This is a genomic window from Amycolatopsis roodepoortensis, assembly GCF_024628825.1.
In the GTDB taxonomy this organism is placed as follows: Bacteria; Actinomycetota; Actinomycetes; order Mycobacteriales; family Pseudonocardiaceae; genus Amycolatopsis; species Amycolatopsis roodepoortensis.
In genome coordinates, this window is record NZ_CP102415.1 from 3303329 (window position 1) to 3318850 (window position 15522).

At 70.1% G+C, this 15522-nt stretch carries 10 protein-coding genes; all 10 read right to left on the bottom strand.

What is annotated here, in order from left to right; translation table 11 throughout:
- The 10 genes from NQK81_RS15455 to NQK81_RS15500 all read right to left on the bottom strand — a co-directional run bounded on the left by NQK81_RS15455 (position 1) and on the right by NQK81_RS15500 (position 15519).
- Complete coding sequence (locus NQK81_RS15455) at positions 1–774, bottom strand: class I SAM-dependent methyltransferase (RefSeq protein ID WP_443092898.1); 774 nt, start codon at positions 772–774, stop codon at positions 1–3.
- A 64-nt stretch (positions 775–838) separates the two neighbouring features.
- The gene (locus NQK81_RS15460; protein ID WP_257488760.1) at positions 839–2053 is read right to left on the bottom strand and encodes a glycosyltransferase; all 1215 of its coding nucleotides are present in this window, start codon (positions 2051–2053) and stop codon (positions 839–841) included.
- 15 nt (positions 2054–2068) lie between these two features.
- Entirely contained in the window at positions 2069–3286 is a 1218-nt protein-coding gene (locus tag NQK81_RS15465) for a glycosyltransferase (RefSeq protein WP_257488761.1), read from the bottom strand.
- A 21-nt stretch (positions 3287–3307) separates the two neighbouring features.
- Positions 3308–4465 carry a glycosyltransferase gene (locus NQK81_RS15470; RefSeq protein WP_257488762.1) on the bottom strand — a complete coding sequence of 386 codons (1158 nt, stop codon included), beginning with the start codon at positions 4463–4465 and terminating at the stop codon, positions 3308–3310.
- 12 nt (positions 4466–4477) lie between these two features.
- On the bottom strand, positions 4478–5719 hold the full coding sequence (locus tag NQK81_RS15475) for a cytochrome P450 (protein ID WP_257488763.1): 1242 nt from the start codon (positions 5717–5719) through the stop codon (positions 4478–4480).
- A 200-nt stretch (positions 5720–5919) separates the two neighbouring features.
- Positions 5920–7116 (bottom strand): cytochrome P450, encoded by a 1197-nt coding sequence (locus tag NQK81_RS15480; RefSeq protein WP_257488764.1) that lies wholly within the window; start codon positions 7114–7116, stop codon positions 5920–5922.
- Positions 7106–8263, bottom strand: coding sequence for a cytochrome P450 (locus NQK81_RS15485; RefSeq protein ID WP_257488765.1), 1158 nt, complete (start codon positions 8261–8263; stop codon positions 7106–7108). The genes NQK81_RS15480 and NQK81_RS15485 overlap by 11 nt, the downstream gene beginning before the upstream one ends.
- 23 nt (positions 8264–8286) lie before the next feature.
- Positions 8287–9462 (bottom strand): cytochrome P450, encoded by a 1176-nt coding sequence (locus NQK81_RS15490; RefSeq protein ID WP_126733876.1) that lies wholly within the window; start codon positions 9460–9462, stop codon positions 8287–8289.
- A 271-nt stretch (positions 9463–9733) separates the two neighbouring features.
- Entirely contained in the window at positions 9734–9943 is a 210-nt protein-coding gene (locus NQK81_RS15495) for an MbtH family protein (RefSeq protein WP_126733878.1), read from the bottom strand.
- A gap of 14 nt (positions 9944–9957) precedes the next feature.
- Positions 9958–15519, bottom strand: a complete 5562-nt coding sequence (locus NQK81_RS15500) for a non-ribosomal peptide synthetase (protein WP_257488766.1) — start codon at positions 15517–15519, stop codon at positions 9958–9960.
- Between the last annotated feature and the right edge of the window lie 3 nt (positions 15520–15522).

Sequence of the window (15522 nt, forward strand, 5' to 3'; positions counted from 1 at the left end):
TCAGCGCCGGACCGCGGCGATGCCGACCGTGGCGTAATTGATGGTGAACGACCCGCCGATTTCGTCGATGGCCGAGCCGAGGTACGCCAGGAACCGGGCGCGCGCGTCTTCCGCGAGGTGGTTGAGCCCGCCCTGTGTCGGGATCTGGTCCAGCCACTCGTCACGGGTGCAGACACGCGACCACTCAAAGCGCAGTTCCTCCGGCTGGCTGAACGCGCCGGTCCGGAGGATGCCTTCGGCTGCCTTCACGTACTGCTTTGCGTAGACCTGCTGGACGTACTCTTCGACGTCTTCGTCCTTTTTGGACGGCGGCTCGAACTTCACGTCCGGCATGGCCTGCCGGTACGCCTCCCCCTGCGCCGTCATGACGGCCTCCGGCAGCTCGAAACCGTTGTCGAACAACGCGATCAGGCCATGCGGCGCGAGCACGTCCGCCACCTTGGCCGCGCCCGCGAACGGGTCCACCCAGTGCCAGGCCGTTCCCGAGGTGACCGCGTCGAAGGTGCGGCCCGCCGGGTCCCAATCCTCGAACTTGGCCACCTCGACGTCGAGACCACGCCTGCGGGCGACCTCCGCCATCCGCGCGTCCGGCTCGACGCCGAGCACCGTGCACCCCGCCGCCTGGAACGGGCGGGACGAAAGGCCGGTGCCGCAGCCGACGTCCACGAAGTTCTTGCCGGGGCTCATCGAGACGATCCGGTCGACCAGTGCTTCGGGGTAGGTGGGCCGGGCGCGGTCGTACCGTTCGGCGTCGGCGCCGAACCACTGCGCCATCTGCCGGTTCTCGTGCGGTGCTGCAGCCAGATCGGACATTTTCCTCACCCTGGTCGGTTGATGGTCAGACGGAAACGCGGCCGACGGCGGCACGCAGGCGCTCGGCGGCCACGGTCGTCCCGTCGCCGCGGAGCGTGCCCGCGACGGCTTTCGCGCGGGCCCGGGTCTCCGGGGACAGCGCCGTCGCGAGCGCAGCGGACAAGGAATCGAAAGTGGGGGCCGGGCCGAACTCCTCGAACGCCACGCCGATACCCAGCGCGTCCACCTGCTCGGCGAAGTACGGCTGGTCGGTGATCTGGGGCAGCACGACCTGCGGAATACCGGCTCGCGCGGCGACCGTCGTCGTGCCCCCGCCGGCGTGATGGACGACAGCGGCGACCCGGCCGAACAGCGCCTGGAGATTCGCCTCTCCGACGGCGAAGCAGTCGGCCCCGTCGTCGGGCAGTGCCATGTCCGCCCAGCCCCGCGAGAGGACCACCCGGTGCCCCTGCGCGCGAATCGCCTCGACGGCCAGCTTCACCGTGTCCGCGATTTCGGGCGTGCTGCCGAAACCGACGTACACCGGCGGCGGACCGGCGGCGAGGAACGCCTCCAGGCCGGCGGGAAGCGGCCGCTCGTCGGGCAGGATCCACGCGCCGGTCTGCACGGCGCCGAGCTCGGGCCGGGGCGGAGCGAGCACCGGGTCCGCCGCCATCCAGGGCTGTTCGGTGAAGCCGTACTGGACGAGGTTCTCCACCGGCGGCAGGCCGAGCGCCGCGCGGCGGCCGTTGAGCGCGTCCGAGTACCGCCGGGAGAAGACCTCGTTGTAGAAGTCCCACAGCGCCCGGTTGTCGTCCATGGCCTCCTCGGGCGGGCGGCCGTCGCCCCGCGACAGGGGCGGCGGATAGTACGGCGACGGCAGGTAAATCGGGCAGTACGCGGCGTAGAAGTACGGAATGCCAAGGCTTTCGGCCACCGACCGCACGCCGATGGCGGCAGAGAGGACGCCGGTCGCCAGCACCACGTCACAGCCCTCGGCGGCCGCCGGGACCGCGTCGAACTGCTCGGCGAGCTCGTCGGCGGGGCGCCGGGGCTCCGGCCCTTCCGTCATCCCTCGCATCATGGCGTGCAACGACTGCCCGACGGGGACGAACGGGACGGCGAACTCGGCCAGCCGTCCCGCGGTGTCCGGCGGCGCGCACACCCGCACCTCGGTGCCGAGTTCCCGCAACCGCACCGCCAGCGCGACCACCGGTTCGACGTCTCCGCGGAGACCGGTCGTCGACAACAACACACGCATCTCGTACCCCTGGCTTCAGACGGAAACGCGGTCGACCGCGTCGAGGAGGAATTTCGCGGCCACGGCGGCCCCGTCGGTGCGGACCGTGCCCGCCACGGCCGTCGCCCGCTCCCGGGTTCCGGGGGCGAGTGCCGTTTCGAGCGCGGCCGACAGGGACTCGAAGGTCGGCGTCGGGCCGTCGTGCGCCACGCCGACGCCCAGCTCGGCCACCCGGCCGGCGAAGTACGGCTGGTCCGCGATCTGCGGGACCACGACCTGCGGGACACCCGCCCGGGTGGCCGTGGTCGTCGTGCCCGCGCCGCCGTGATGGACGGCGGCGGCCACCCGGCCGAACAGGAGCTGTTGGTTGCCCTCCCCCGCGGCGAAGCAGTCGTTCCGGTCGTCGATCAGCGCGAGATCGGCCCAGCCACGGGAGATGATCACGCGGCGGCCGTGGGCCCGCACCGCCTCGATGGCGACCTTGGCGGCCTCGTCGGGGGCACGCATGCTGCCGAAACCGACGTACACCGGCGGCGGGCCGGCGGCGAGGAACGCCTCCAGTTCCGGGGACAGCGGCCGCTGGTCGGGCAGTGTCCAAGCACCGGTCTGGACGACGTCGAGATCCGTCGGCTGGAGCGGGGCGAGGGACGCGTCGGCGGCCAGCAGCGGGTGATCGGTGAAGCCGTACCCGAAGACGTCCTCGACCGGCGGGAGACCGATCGCGGCCCGCTGGCTGTTGAGCGGCTCGCCGAAACGGTTGAGCGCACTCCGGCTGTTGCGCTCCCACAGCGCCCGGTTGTCGGTGCCTTCCGGCGCGGGAGGCTCGCCGAGCGGGGGCGGCGGCGCGTAATGCGGCGACGGGATGAAGCGTGGGCAGTAAAAGCCGTAGTAGTAAGGGATTCCGAGTTTCTCCGCCACGGACCGGACGGCGACCGCGGTGGCCAGCATCCCGGTCGTCACCACGAGGTCGCATCCCTCGGCGGCCGCCGGGACCTCGGCGAACTGGACGGCCATCGCCTCGGCCGAAAGCCGCGGCCCGTCCTCGGGGGACGGCGGCTTCGCCCCTTTGATCGCGGTGCGGGTCGAACCTCCGACCGGTACCAGCGGGACACCGACCTCGGCCAGCCGTTCGGAGGAGTCCGGTGGCGCGGCCATCCGCACCTCGGCACCCGCCTCCCGCAGCCGTACGGCCAATGCCACCAGCGGCTCGACGTCCCCTCGGCTTCCGGACGTCGCCAGCAACACGCGCTTCACGTAATTCCCCGTTCTTTCAGTTCAGGCGGGAACCGACGGCTTTTCCCGGCTGACCGCGTCGCGCAGCAGATCCACGGCCACCGCGGTCCCGTCGGCGGGGATCGTGCCGGCGACCTCGATCGCCTTGGCCCGCGTCTCGGGGGCCAAGGCCGTGGTGAGCGCGGCGGACATGGCCTCGAACGTCGGGGCGGGCCCTTCGAGGGCGACCCCGATTCCCAGTTCGGCGACCCGGTCGGAGTAGTACTGCTGGCCGACGATCGACCGCACGATGATCTGCGGCGAACCCGCGCGGGTGGCGATATGGGTCGTGCCCGTGCCGTCGTGGTGGATGGAGACGGCGACCCTCCGGAACAGCTCTTGGAGGTTCACCTCGTCGACGGCGAAGCAATCGTCCTCGTCCTCGGGCAGGTCCAAACCGGCCCAGCCACGCGAAAGGATCACGCGGTGCCCCTTCGCGCGGATCGCCTCGATGGCCACCTTCGCCGCGTCGGCGGTGCCGGACGAGCTGCCGAAACCGACGTACACCGGCGGCGGGCCGGCGGCGAGGAACGCCTCCAGGTCGGCGGGAAGCGGCCGTTCGTCGGGCAGGATCCAGGCGCCGGTCTGCACGGCCTCGTGCCGCGGCTCCAGCGGCGCGAGGATCGGATCCGCGGCCAGCAGAGGCTTTTCGGTGGAGCAGTAGTCGAAGAGGTTCTTCACCGGCGCCAGGCCGATCTCGGCCCGCTTCGCGTTGAGCGCGTCACCGAACAGGCCGTCTGCACCCTGGTTGTACATCTCGCGTTGCGGCGCGTCGAGGTGGCTCGGCAGGTGGATCGGGCACAAAGCGACATAGTAGTAGGGAATTCCGAGCTTCTCGGCCACCGATCGCACCGCGACGGCGCCGGACAGCAGACCGGTCGCGACCACGACGTCGCAGCCTTCGGCGACGGCGGGCATCTGGTCGAACTGGTCGGCGATCCCGGCGGCGGCGAGCTCGGGATCCCGGCCCTCGCCGTCGTTCATCCCGCGGTCCGGCCGGGCGACCGGCACCAGCGGCACGTCGATCTCGGCCAGCCGCTCCGCGCTGTCCGGTGGCGCGCACACCCGCACCTCGGCGCCGGATTCCTTCAACCGCGCGGCCAAGGCCACCAACGGCTCGACATCCCCGCGTGAGCCACACGCCCACAACAACACGCGCATTTCGCTTCCCCTCTACCAGGTGACCGGCAATTGATCCGGGCAGTCGATGAACGCGTTCCGGAGCTTGACCTCGTCGTTGGACACCGCCAGGCGCAGCCCGGGGAACCGCTGCCACAGGGACTGATAAGCCATGCGCAGCACCGACCTCGCGATCGCGGCGCCGATGCAGTAATGGATGCCGTGCCCGAAACCGACGTCCGAAACCGGCGGGCGCCGCGCGTCGAGGACGTTCGGGTTCGGCGTCAGCGCTTCGTCCCGGTTCGCCATCAGGATCGAGCAAAGGACGTAATCCCCCGCCTTGATCAGCTGTCCGCCGACGACGACGTCCCTGAGCGCCATCCGCGGATTCGGCTGCTGCACGGGCGAGAGGTAACGCAGCAATTCGTTGACGACGCGATCCGCTTCTTCCTTGCCCTCGAAGAGCATCTGCTTCTGGTCCGGGTGGTCCAGGAGCGCGAGCACACCGAAGCCCAGCATTCCCGCGACGGTCTCGACACCGCCGAGCAGCAGTGCCGTGCACAGGCCCTTCAGCTCGTCGTCGGTGACGTTGTCGCCGTGCTCGCGGACGAGCATGCCGAGGAAGCCGTCGTCGGGAACCTTGCGCTGGCGGGTGATGAGACCGAGCAGGTACTGGTTGAACGCCGCGCTGTCGGCGGCCCTCGCCTTGAATCCGCGGCTGAGATCGACGTTGCGCCGGATCCGCCGGATGAACTCGTTGCGGTCGTCGCGCGGGATGCCGAGCAGTTCACAAAGGACACCGCCGCCCACCGGGTCGGCGAAAAGTCCTTGTACGTCAGCGGGCGGGCCTTCGGCCTCGACCTCGTCGAGACGTTCGTCGATGAGTTCCTGGATCGCGGGTTCCAGCCGCCGGATCCGCCGGACGGTGAACTCCGGCGTCAGCATCCGCCGCAGCCGCGTGTGCTCTGGCGGGTCGTAGGTCGAGATCTGGCCGACGAACTGCGGCGCCATGGGCACGTCTTCGCCGTTCGTCGTCCGCTCGGCTTCCGCCTCGGTGAGCCGGGGCCGCGTCGTGAAGTTCTCGTGGTCGCCGAGGATCTTGCGCACGACGTCGTACCCGAGCGCCTGCCAGACGTAGCCCTTGCCGAGCTGCGTGGACGCGTCGCCGAGAATCCGGACCAGCGGGCCCTTCTCCCGCAACGTGAACATGTCCTCGTGCGGATCGCAGTGCGTCCGCATCATGTAGTTGGCCGTCGGCTCCACGGCCGGCGCGACCTCGTCGATTGCGTGCTCCATACCGATGGAAGCTCCTTCAGTGACCTGCGGTCCGGCCGTTGTGCCGCGCCGCAATCTTCATCCGCGATCGGGCGGGACGTCCAGCGCCGCCATGGACGTCGGGCGCGGGGTGGGTCCGGTGGGTCGTGAGTGGCGATTCGGGTTAGAACCCGAATCGCCACTCACGACCCGCTGTACCGACGCCTAACCGCCACCCTCACTCACCACTCGACCATCAGGCTCGTGAGCCCGTAAGCCGGCGTGGTGAGGCGGAACATGGTGTCCTTCTCGGGATCCGCGAGCCTCAGGTCCGGAAAACGCTGCCACAGCAACGTGAAGACCGTCCGCAGTTCGAGCCGCGCCAGCGAAGCGCCGAGACAGTGGTGGATCCCGTGCCCGAACGCCACATGCGGCGCGGGCTCCCGCGTGAGATCGAGCCGGTCCGGATCCGGTACCAGCGCGGGATCACGGTTCGCCATGGGGAGCGAGCAGAGCACGGTCTCGCCCTCCTTGATGACCTCGTCCCCGATGGCGACGTCCTCCATGGCGGTGCGGGGTGTCGGGGCGTACGGCACGGTGAGGTACCGGATCAGCTCGTCGACCGCCCGATCCGCCGCCTGGCCGTCGCCCCGGATCGCGGCGAGTTGTTCGGGATGCCGCAGGAGAGCCAGCACACCGAGGCCGATCATGCCGGAGATGTTGTCGTCACCGGCCAGCATTACCTGAACGCAGAATCCCCGCAGTTCCTCGTCGGTGGCCTCGTCGCCGTGTTCGGCGACGACCGCGCCGATCAGCCCTTCGCCGGGCTCCTCGCGGTTCCTGGCGATCATCGCCAGCAAGTAGCGGGAGAACGCCTCACCGGCGGCCGCCCGCCTCCGCTGGCTCAGCGAGGCGTCGAGATGTCCGTGGCACAGCTTGAGGAACATGGCGCGGTCGTCACGGGGCACCCCGATCAGTTCGCACAACACGGCTCCCGGCACCTCGTCGGCGACGAGTTCGATCACGTCGGCGGGGGATCCCTCGTCCTCCATGGCATCGAGCCGTTCCGTCACGATCTGCTCGATGTAGGGCTCCATGCGCCGCATCTTCCGCAGGGTGAATCCCGGGGTCAGCTTCTGCCGCATCCGGGTGTGCTCTGGCGGGTCGTAATCCATCAGGTTGCCGACGAGCTCCTGCGGCCGGAAGATGCCCTGCCCGCCGACCTCGTCCTGCTCGTGCCAGCGGCGCCGGGTACTGAATCGCTTGTGGTCACCCAAAACCTGGCGGACGACGGAGTGTCCCGCGGCCATCCAGATGGTTTCGGCGTCCGCCCCGGTGCCCACCGTGACCTTCGACAGCGGCCCGGCGGCGCGCAGCTCGTCCGCCGGATCGAGGTCCTGCCTGCGGATGTGCAGCGGACGCGTGTCCTCACCACTCAACGGGGAGCTCCTCGATGTTGAACGGGGCGGGTTTGCCCGCCACGAACCGCAGTTCCTCCTCCGGGACCGCCAGCCGCAGCGCCGGGAACCGGCGCGCCAGGATCGGCAGCGCCACCCGCAGTTCGAGCCTCGCCAGCGGCGCCCCGACACAGTGGTGGATGCCGTGACCGAAGGCGAGATGCCCCGGGCTGTTCTCCCGGGTGATGTCGAACTTGTCCCCGAGCGCGCGGTTGACCGCCAGCATCGAACAGGTCAGCACGTCACCGGCGTGGATCTCGTAGCCGGCGATGTTCAGGTCGACGAGCGCGGTCCGGGGAGAGGGCGCCTCGACGATCGTCGGAAAGCGCAGGACTTCCTCGGTCGCGCTGTCCACCAGTTCCGGGCGCTCGCGCAGCAAGGACAGCTGCGCCGGGTTCGTCGCGAACAGGAGCACCGCCATCGCCAGCTGGGCGGCCATCTGCTCGACGGCCACGATCAGGATCGCCTCGGCGAGCCCCGAAAGTTCCTCGTCGCTGACCTTGTCGCCGTGCTCGCGCACGATGAAGCCGATCAGCTCGTCGCCGGGATCGCGACGTTCGCGGGCGGCGAGCTTTTCGCAGTAGTTGACGACGCCGAGGCTCGACTGGGCCCGCTGCTTGGGGATCCGGCTCTCCCTGCTGTCCCGGATCATCCGCGACAGATCGGTCTGGTCGTCACGCGGGACTCCGAGGAACTCGCAGGCGATCAGCGCAGGGATGGGCCAGCCCGCGTACCGGACGAAGTCGATCGGCGAACCCATGCTCTCCAGATCGTCGAGGCCCTCTTCGATGACTTCCTCGACCCGCGGCCGCAACCGCTCGATCCGCCGGACGCTGAACGCCCCGGCCACCGTCCCGCGCAGGCGGGTGTGATCGGGCGGGTCGTAGGCCTGCAGGATCCCCGGCAGGTGGGCGCGGTCCGCCTCGTCGTCGACCGGCCGCATCGAGCTGAACCGCGTGGCGTCGGCGAGGATCTCGCGCACCTCGTCGTACCCGGTGACCAACCATTGCCTGCGGCCGTTCAGCCCCGTCTCCGTGTCGTACCTGTGCAGCGGGCCTTCTTGGTGCAACGCCCAGAGCTCCGGCGCCGGATCGAGCCGGATCCGCTGATGCGGCAAGGGAACTACCATGATTCTCCTCAGGCTTTCTGGCGTTACCAGTCGAGCGGCAGGGCTTCCACGTCGAACGGTGGCGGTCCGAACTTGAGTTTGCGATCGGGCTCGGCGAGCCTCAGCTTGGGAAAACGCCGTGCCAGCGCGGGAATCGCCTCCCGGAACACCATCTCCGCCAGCGGCCTGCCGAGGCAGTGGTGGATCCCGTGCCCGAACGAGACATGCGGCGACTTCTCCCGGGTGATGTCGAATTCGTCCTCCGGCGCGGGGAACTTCGCCCGGTTCGCCCCGAGCAGGGAACACGTGACGGTGTCACCGGCCTTGACCAGACGGCCGCCGATCGTCACGTCCTCCTTGGCGATACGCGGGTGGAGTTTCTCGTCGGTGGTCAGATACCGGTTCAGCTCCTCCAGCCAGTCCGGGATCGTGTCCGGCTGGTCCCGCAGGATGTCGAACTGCTCCGGGAAATCGACCATCAGCAGCGCGCCCGCCGCGAGGAACCGGGCGACCTGGTCGCCGCCGGCGCCCATGATGAACGCGGCCACCCCGGCCAGCTCCGCGTCGGTGATCTCGTCGCCGTGTTCGCGCACCACGACGCCGAACAGGTCGTCACCGGGATCGCGACGCACGCGGGCGACGGCCTTGTTCATGTACTGCATGTACTTGTTGCCCGCCGCGTTGCGCCGTTTGTCCGTCCGCTCGGTCCGGCTGGCGTGCAGGGTGCGGGACAGATCCGCCTGGTCGTCCCGCGGGATGCCGAGGAAGTCGCAGGTCGCCGTCGTGGCGATCGCCCAGCCGAAATGCGGGACGAAATCCACCGGACCGCCCATGTCCTCGATGGTGTCCAAGGCGTCTTCGACGATCTGCGCGACCTCGGGCCGGAAATCCTTCATCCGCCGCATGGTGAACGGCGGGGTGACCAACCGGCGCAGCCGCGTGTGGTCCGGCGGGTCGTAGTGGGTGAGGAAACCCGGCCAGGCGATGCCTGCCGCGGTGCCCCCGTAGATCAGGCGCGCGCTGAACTTGTCCGAGCTGAGGACCTGGCGGACCTCGTCGTAGCCGGTGGCGAGCCAGGCCGTCCGCCGTTCGCCGTCTTCCTCGGTGCCCAGGGCGGAGATGGGGCCTTCGGCCATCAGGGAAAGGAGTTCGGCCCCCGGGTCGAAGCGGTTCCTCCGGTGGATTTCCAAACCCTTGACGACGTTGAGCTCCTCGAACACGGCAGTTCCTTTCGCCTCGACCGGCCGTCGCGCGCGGGAATGATGTTCTCGGCTTGGGCGGACGAGCGTCGAGTTCGTCCAACCGCCCGGATCTGGGCGTGCTTCTCGTTTCGGGCCCTCGCCGCTCGCGCCGGAGCGCCGGTCGCCGTCGGGAGCGGGCTCCGGCGGGTCGTGAGTGGCGATTCGGGTTCTAACCCGAATCGCCACTCACGAGCACAAGCGGGCGCCGAGCTCGTCCAACCGCCCGGATTGAGCGGCTGGACACCCTCGCTCAGCCGTTGACTTCGGCGATCAGGCTCTTCGGCCGCAGGTCGGTCCAGTTCTCCTCGACGTAGGCGAGGCATTCCTGGCGCGAGGCCTCGCCGTGGACGCGGGTCCAGCCCGCGGGCACCTCGGCGAACGTCGGCCAGAGCGAGTGCTGGCCCTCGTCGTTCACCAGCACGAAAAAGGAACCGTCTTCGTTGTCAAAGGGGTTGCTCATGATCGCTTTTCCTTTCACGCGCCCGGCCGAGGCCGGAGCTTCTCGGCGACGATGGATCCAATCTGGACCAACGCCGCGGGTTGCACCATGTCGTAATGGTTGGTCGGGATCTCGTGGTGTTCGATCGTGCCGCTGGTGAAGTCCTTCCAGCCGGCGACGGCCTCCGACACGGGCAGGTGCGCCGGCCGGTCCTCCGAGGCGACGAAGAGCAGGATGTCGCCGTTGAACGGCGACGCCGTGTGCTGCGGCCCCACCTTCCAGAGGTTCTTCATGACCGCTTCCAGCCGCTCCCGGGCGCCGGGGCCCTGGACCATTCCGCCCGCCAGCTCCAGATCCTGCTGTTTCCGTTTCTGGAGGCCGTCTTCGTCGCGGGCCGCCTCTTCGGTCACCGTGCCGGTCGCGTTCCGTCCCATGTAGACGGGGTAGGCGTCGAGCAGCGCGAGCAGGCCGAGTTCTTCCCCGTCGGCTTCGAGCATCGCGGCCATCGCCTGCGCGATCCGGCCGCCGAGCGACCAGCCGAGCAGGTGATACGGCCCGGTCGGCTGCACGGCACGGATATGCGCCAGGTAGTCGGCCGCCATCTCTTCGACGCTCTCGGGCAGCCGTTCGGTCCGCGCGAGGCCGCGGGCCTGCACGCCGTAGACCGGCTGGTTCGCGGGAAGATGCCGCAGCAGCGGCCCGTAGTTCCAGCTGAGCCCGCCGCTCGCGTGCACGCAGAACAGCGGCGGCCGATCGCCGCCCGCCTGCAGCGGCAACAGGATCTCGTAGTCACCCGTCTTCACCGAGGTGCTCGTGCGCTTCCGCTCCCCCACCACGATCAGGGTCTTGGCCGGGGTCTTGCGGGCGAGCAGGCCGGTGTTCAGCATCCGGTGTCCCGGCTCGCCGAACGGGCAGGGCTCACCCGTCTTGCCCTCGTCCACCACCGGTCCGGTGACGTAGAGATCACCGACGACGCCGGGGGCGACGGGCCGCTTCTGGCCGTCGAGCACCAGCGCGCCGACCGGACCCAGCTCCGCGACGACCGAAGGCACCTCGCCCGCCCACCGCGCCGGCGCGATCGCCGGACGGCCGCGTTCGGTCTCGTCGAGGAAGAGGTCCAGCTCGCTGATCCGCCGCTGGGGATCCTCCGCGACCTGCTCCAGGACGTGGACCAGCCGCCGTGCCACCGATTCGGCCGTGGCCTCGTCGAAAAGGTCCGCGGCATAACGAAGAGTGCCTTCGAGACCGTCCTCGTTGTCGTCCTCGTCGAGCCGCTCGGTGAGCTTGAACGCGAGATCCAGTTCCGTGGCCTCGGTTCCGCCGGGTTCGACGCTGGTGCGCAGCGCGGGCAGTTCCGCCGCGTCCCACGCGCCGATGTCCTCCTCGTCGACCTCCAGCCCCACCTGAAACACAGGATGGCGGGAAAGCGAGGCCGGCAGGTCCAGCAGGTCGACGATCCGCTCGAATGGCACGTCGAGCTGCTGGCGCGCACCCCGCACGGCCTCCTGCACCCGCGTGACGACCTCGAGGAAGGTCGGATCGCCGGAGAGATCCGTGCGCAGGGCCAGTGGCCGGGTGAACGGCCCGATCATCGGCTCGAGGTCGATGAGATCCTCGTCCCGAGCCAGCTTCGTCCCGATCACCAGGTCTTCGCCCGCGCCGGATTTGCTCAGCAGCATCGCGAGCCCGGCGTGCACGACGTGGATCGTTTCCGCGCCGAGCCGTTCCACCGCTTTGGTCAGCCGTTCGTACGGTTCGGCGCCGAGCCGCAGCGCGACCGTGCCCGCCTTGCGCGACGGGACGGCCGGACGCGGCCGATCGAACGGCAGCACCGTCTCCCCTTCGATCCCGGTGAGGGTGTCCCGCCAGAAGACGACCTGTTCGTTGATCAGGCTGCCCGGTTCGTCCTCGTCCGCGAGGAGCCGCTGCTCCCAGATCGCGTAGTCGGCGAACTGCAGCGCCAGCGGCGCGCGCTCGGGAACGCGGCCCGAACGCCGTGCGCCGTACGCGGCCGACAGGTCGCGGAAGAACACGTCGAGCGAGTCGTCGTCGGCGAGGATGCGGTGCAGCCGCAGGTGCAGCACGTGCTCCTTTTCCCCCAGCGCGAACAGATCGCAGCGCCACGGCACCTCACGAGTGAGGTCGAAGACCGACGCTCGCAGCCCGGCGAGCAGGACGGGAAGCTCTTCCTCGGTGGCGGGCACCGGGGTCAGCTCGATGGCCGCCGGCTCGTGGACGAGCTGCCGGACGTTCTGCGCGTCTCCGGGGAACGTCGTGCGCAGCACCTCGTGCCGGGTCGCGACGTCGCCGAGCGCGGCCGCCAGCGCGGCCACGTCGAGCCTGCCGCGCAGGCGCAGCGCGACCGAGATCTGCAGTCCGGCGGTCTCCTCACCGGGGTTGGCCAGCAACCACGCTCGCAGCTGCCGTGCGGTGAGCGGAATCCGCTCGGGCCGCTCGGCGGGCTCCAGCGCGGGACGGGACTTCGCGGCGAGCGCCCTGGCGACACCGGCGGGCGTCGGCGAGGAGAACAGCTGCCGGATCGGCAGATCCACGCCGATCACCTCGCGGATCCGCGCGATGAGCCGCATCGCCAGCGCCGAGCTGCCGCCGAGGTCGTGGAAGGCGTCGTCGACACCGACGTTGTCGACGCCGAGGATCTCCGAGAACAGCTCGCAGAGCACCTTTTCGGATTCGCTCTCCGGCGCCTTCTCCGACGCGCGGCCCGCGAGATCCGGGGCGGGCAGCGCCCGGCGGTCGACCTTTCCGTTGGGAGTGACCGGAAGGCCGGGCAGGGCGACGACCGCCATCGGCACCATGTACGCGGGCAGCACGAGACCCATCTGCCGCTTGATCTCCTCCGGTCCGGCGTCGCCGCCGTCGGAGACGAAGTACCCGACCAGCCGCTTCTCGCCCGGCTGGTCCTCGCGCGCCATGACGACGGCCTCGACCACGCCCGGCTGGGCGGCCAACACGGATTCGACCTCGCCCAGTTCGACGCGGTAACCGCGGATCTTCACCTGGTCGTCGGCGCGTTCGAGGAACACGACCTCGCCGTCGCGGGTCCAGCGCGCCAGGTCGCCGGTGCGGTACATGCGCTCGCCCGGGACGAACGGGCACGCCACGAAGCGCTCGGACGTGAGGCCCGGGCTGTCGAGGTATCCGCGTGCCAGGCCCGTTCCCGCGATGTACAGCTCGCCCGCCACACCCGGCGCGACCGGCCGCAGGAACGCGTCGAGGATGTAGATCCGGCGGTTCGTCATGGGGTGACCGATGGGCAGTTCCCGGTCGACGACGTCGCCGGGTTCGATCGGGAGCCACGTCGCGCACAGGGTGGTCTCGGTCGGCCCGTAGGTGTTGCGCACCCGCAGATTCGGCTGGGCCCGGCGCAGGTTCTCCACGGACTGCGCGGGAACGATGTCACCGCCGGTGCCGATTTCGACCAGGCCCTCGAAGCATTCCGGCGACGTCTCCGCGAGCGCGCGGAAGGTACCGGCGGTGAGGTGCACGTAGTTCGCGCCGCGCGCGACGGCCTGCCGCACCCCGGCCGCGTCGAGCACACCGGGCTCGGTGAGCAGGACACGCGCACCCGTCGAGAGCGGCACCCACATCGCGTACAGCGAGGGGTCGAAGACGTGCGTCGCGTGCATGAGGACGCCGTCGCCGGGGCCGATCTGCCAGCCCTGGTCGCCGGCCAGACCCGCCACGCCGCCGTGCGGGATCCCCACGCCCTTGGGCAGGCCGGTGGAGCCGGAGGTGTACATGACGTACGCCAGATCGTGCGCGCTCGGCCGGAATTCCCGTGCCGTGGCTGCGGAAGCGTCGATGGCGGCCCGCGTTTCCGGTGCGTCGAGGACGATCGTGTCCTTCGGCACGACGCCACTGGTGGCCTCCGTGCACACCACGACCGAGACCGCGGAGTCGTCGAGGATGAACGCGATCCGCTCGGCCGGGTACTCGACATCCACCGGGACGTAGGCGGCGCCCGCCTTCCAGATCGCCAGGAACGCGATGATCAGGTCCGGCGACCGCTCCATCGCCACGCCGACGCGGTCGCCGCGGCCGACACCACGGGCAGCGAGATACGCGGCCAGCCGGTTCGAGGCCTGGTCGACGGCGGCGTAGGTCAGGTCCGCGCCCGCGGCGTCGGTGATCGCCACCGCTTCGGGCGCCTCGGTCACCCGCCGCGCGAACAGCTCGACGACGGAGTCGCCCGGCACGGGCCCCTCGGTCGCGTTGAATTCGTTCACCACCAAGGAGCGTTCGGCCTCGCTCAGCAGCGTCAACCGGCCGACGAGGACGTCGGGTTCGGCGACCAGCCGCTCCAGCACGCGGGCGAGCGCGCCGACGACCGATCCGGCGACCTTTTCGTCGAACAGGCCGCGGTCGTAGTCGAGGATGAGCGGCATCTGCTCACCGGGGCCGGTGACCAGGGTGAACGGGTAGTGCGACGAGTTGCGTCCCCGCTTCACCGGACGCAGGGTCAGGCCGCCGTGCGCCTGGCCGAGTCCCTTGCGGGGGAAGTTCTCGTAGATGACGAGCGTGTCGAACACCGCGCCGGGTCCGACCACGGCCTGCACGTCCTGGAGGCCGAGGTGCTGGTGCGCCATGAGCGCGGACTGGTCGCGCTGCAGTTCGGCGAAGAGGTCGACGGCCCGCTTCGCGCCGTCGAGCCGGACCCGCACCGGCAGGGTGTTGAGCAGCTGGCCGACCATCGACTCGACACCAGCCAGTTCGGCGGGACGGCCCGAAGCGGTCGCGCCGAACACGACGTCGGTGCGGCCGGCGAGCTGCGACAGCACGACGGCCCACGCGCCCTGCACGACGGTGTTCAGCGTGAGGTCGTGGGTCCGCGCCAGATTCGCCAGCCCGTCGGTGAGTTCCGTGGACAGCTCGACGATCGCCGTGTCGATCTCCGGCACCCGGCCGGGATCCGCGGGCGCGACCGCGGTGGGAGTGTCGATCCCGGCGAACTCCTCGCGCCAGGCCGCACGGGCGATTTCCTTGTCCTGCTTGCCGAGCCAGGCGAGATAGTCCCGATAGGACACTGTGGGCGGCAGCCCGGAGGCGTCCCCGCCCGCGGCGTAGATCGCGGCGAGTTCGCGGTGGATGATCGGCATCGACCAGCCGTCGGTCAGCACGTGGTGCAGCGTGTGCACCAACCGGTGGCGGTCCGGGCCGAGCCGGATCAGGTGCAGCTTCATCAGCGGCGCCACCTCGATGCGGAGCCGCTCGGCCAGCTCGTCCGCGGCCAGCCGGTCCACTTCGCTTTCGAGGATCTCCTCCGGCAGCCCGGTGAGATCCGTTTCGCGCCAAGGGATCTGCGCGTCCCGCGTGATGACCTGCACCATCTGCGCGCCGCTGACGTAACGGAAACAGGCCCGCAGCGCGGCGTGCCGGTCGACGAGTGCCTGCCACGACGCCCGCAGCAGGGCCGCGTCCAGCGGGCCGTCGATGCCGTAGACGGTCTGCACGGTGTAGGTGTCGGGCCCCTCGTCGTCGAGGGCGGTGTGGTAGAGCATTCCCTCCTGCAGCGGGGAAAGAGGCCAGACGTCCTCCACGCTGGAACGCGGTTTCGCGCGAGTGTCGTCAACGGTCACGAT

Excerpts from the sequence above, each read along its gene's own strand:
- NQK81_RS15455 (WP_443092898.1), bottom strand. The coding sequence starts at position 774 with ATGGCGCAGTGGTTCGGCGCCGACGCCGAACGGTACGACCGCGCCCGG.
- NQK81_RS15460 (WP_257488760.1), bottom strand. The coding sequence starts at position 2,053 with ATGCGTGTGTTGTTGTCGACGACCGGTCTCCGCGGAGACGTCGAACCG.
- NQK81_RS15470 (WP_257488762.1), bottom strand. The coding sequence starts at position 4,465 with ATGCGCGTGTTGTTGTGGGCGTGTGGCTCACGCGGGGATGTCGAGCCG.
- NQK81_RS15475 (WP_257488763.1), bottom strand. The coding sequence starts at position 5,719 with ATGGAGCACGCAATCGACGAGGTCGCGCCGGCCGTGGAGCCGACGGCC.
- NQK81_RS15485 (WP_257488765.1), bottom strand. The coding sequence starts at position 8,263 with ATGGTAGTTCCCTTGCCGCATCAGCGGATCCGGCTCGATCCGGCGCCG.
- NQK81_RS15495 (WP_126733878.1), bottom strand. The coding sequence starts at position 9,943 with ATGAGCAACCCCTTTGACAACGAAGACGGTTCCTTTTTCGTGCTGGTG.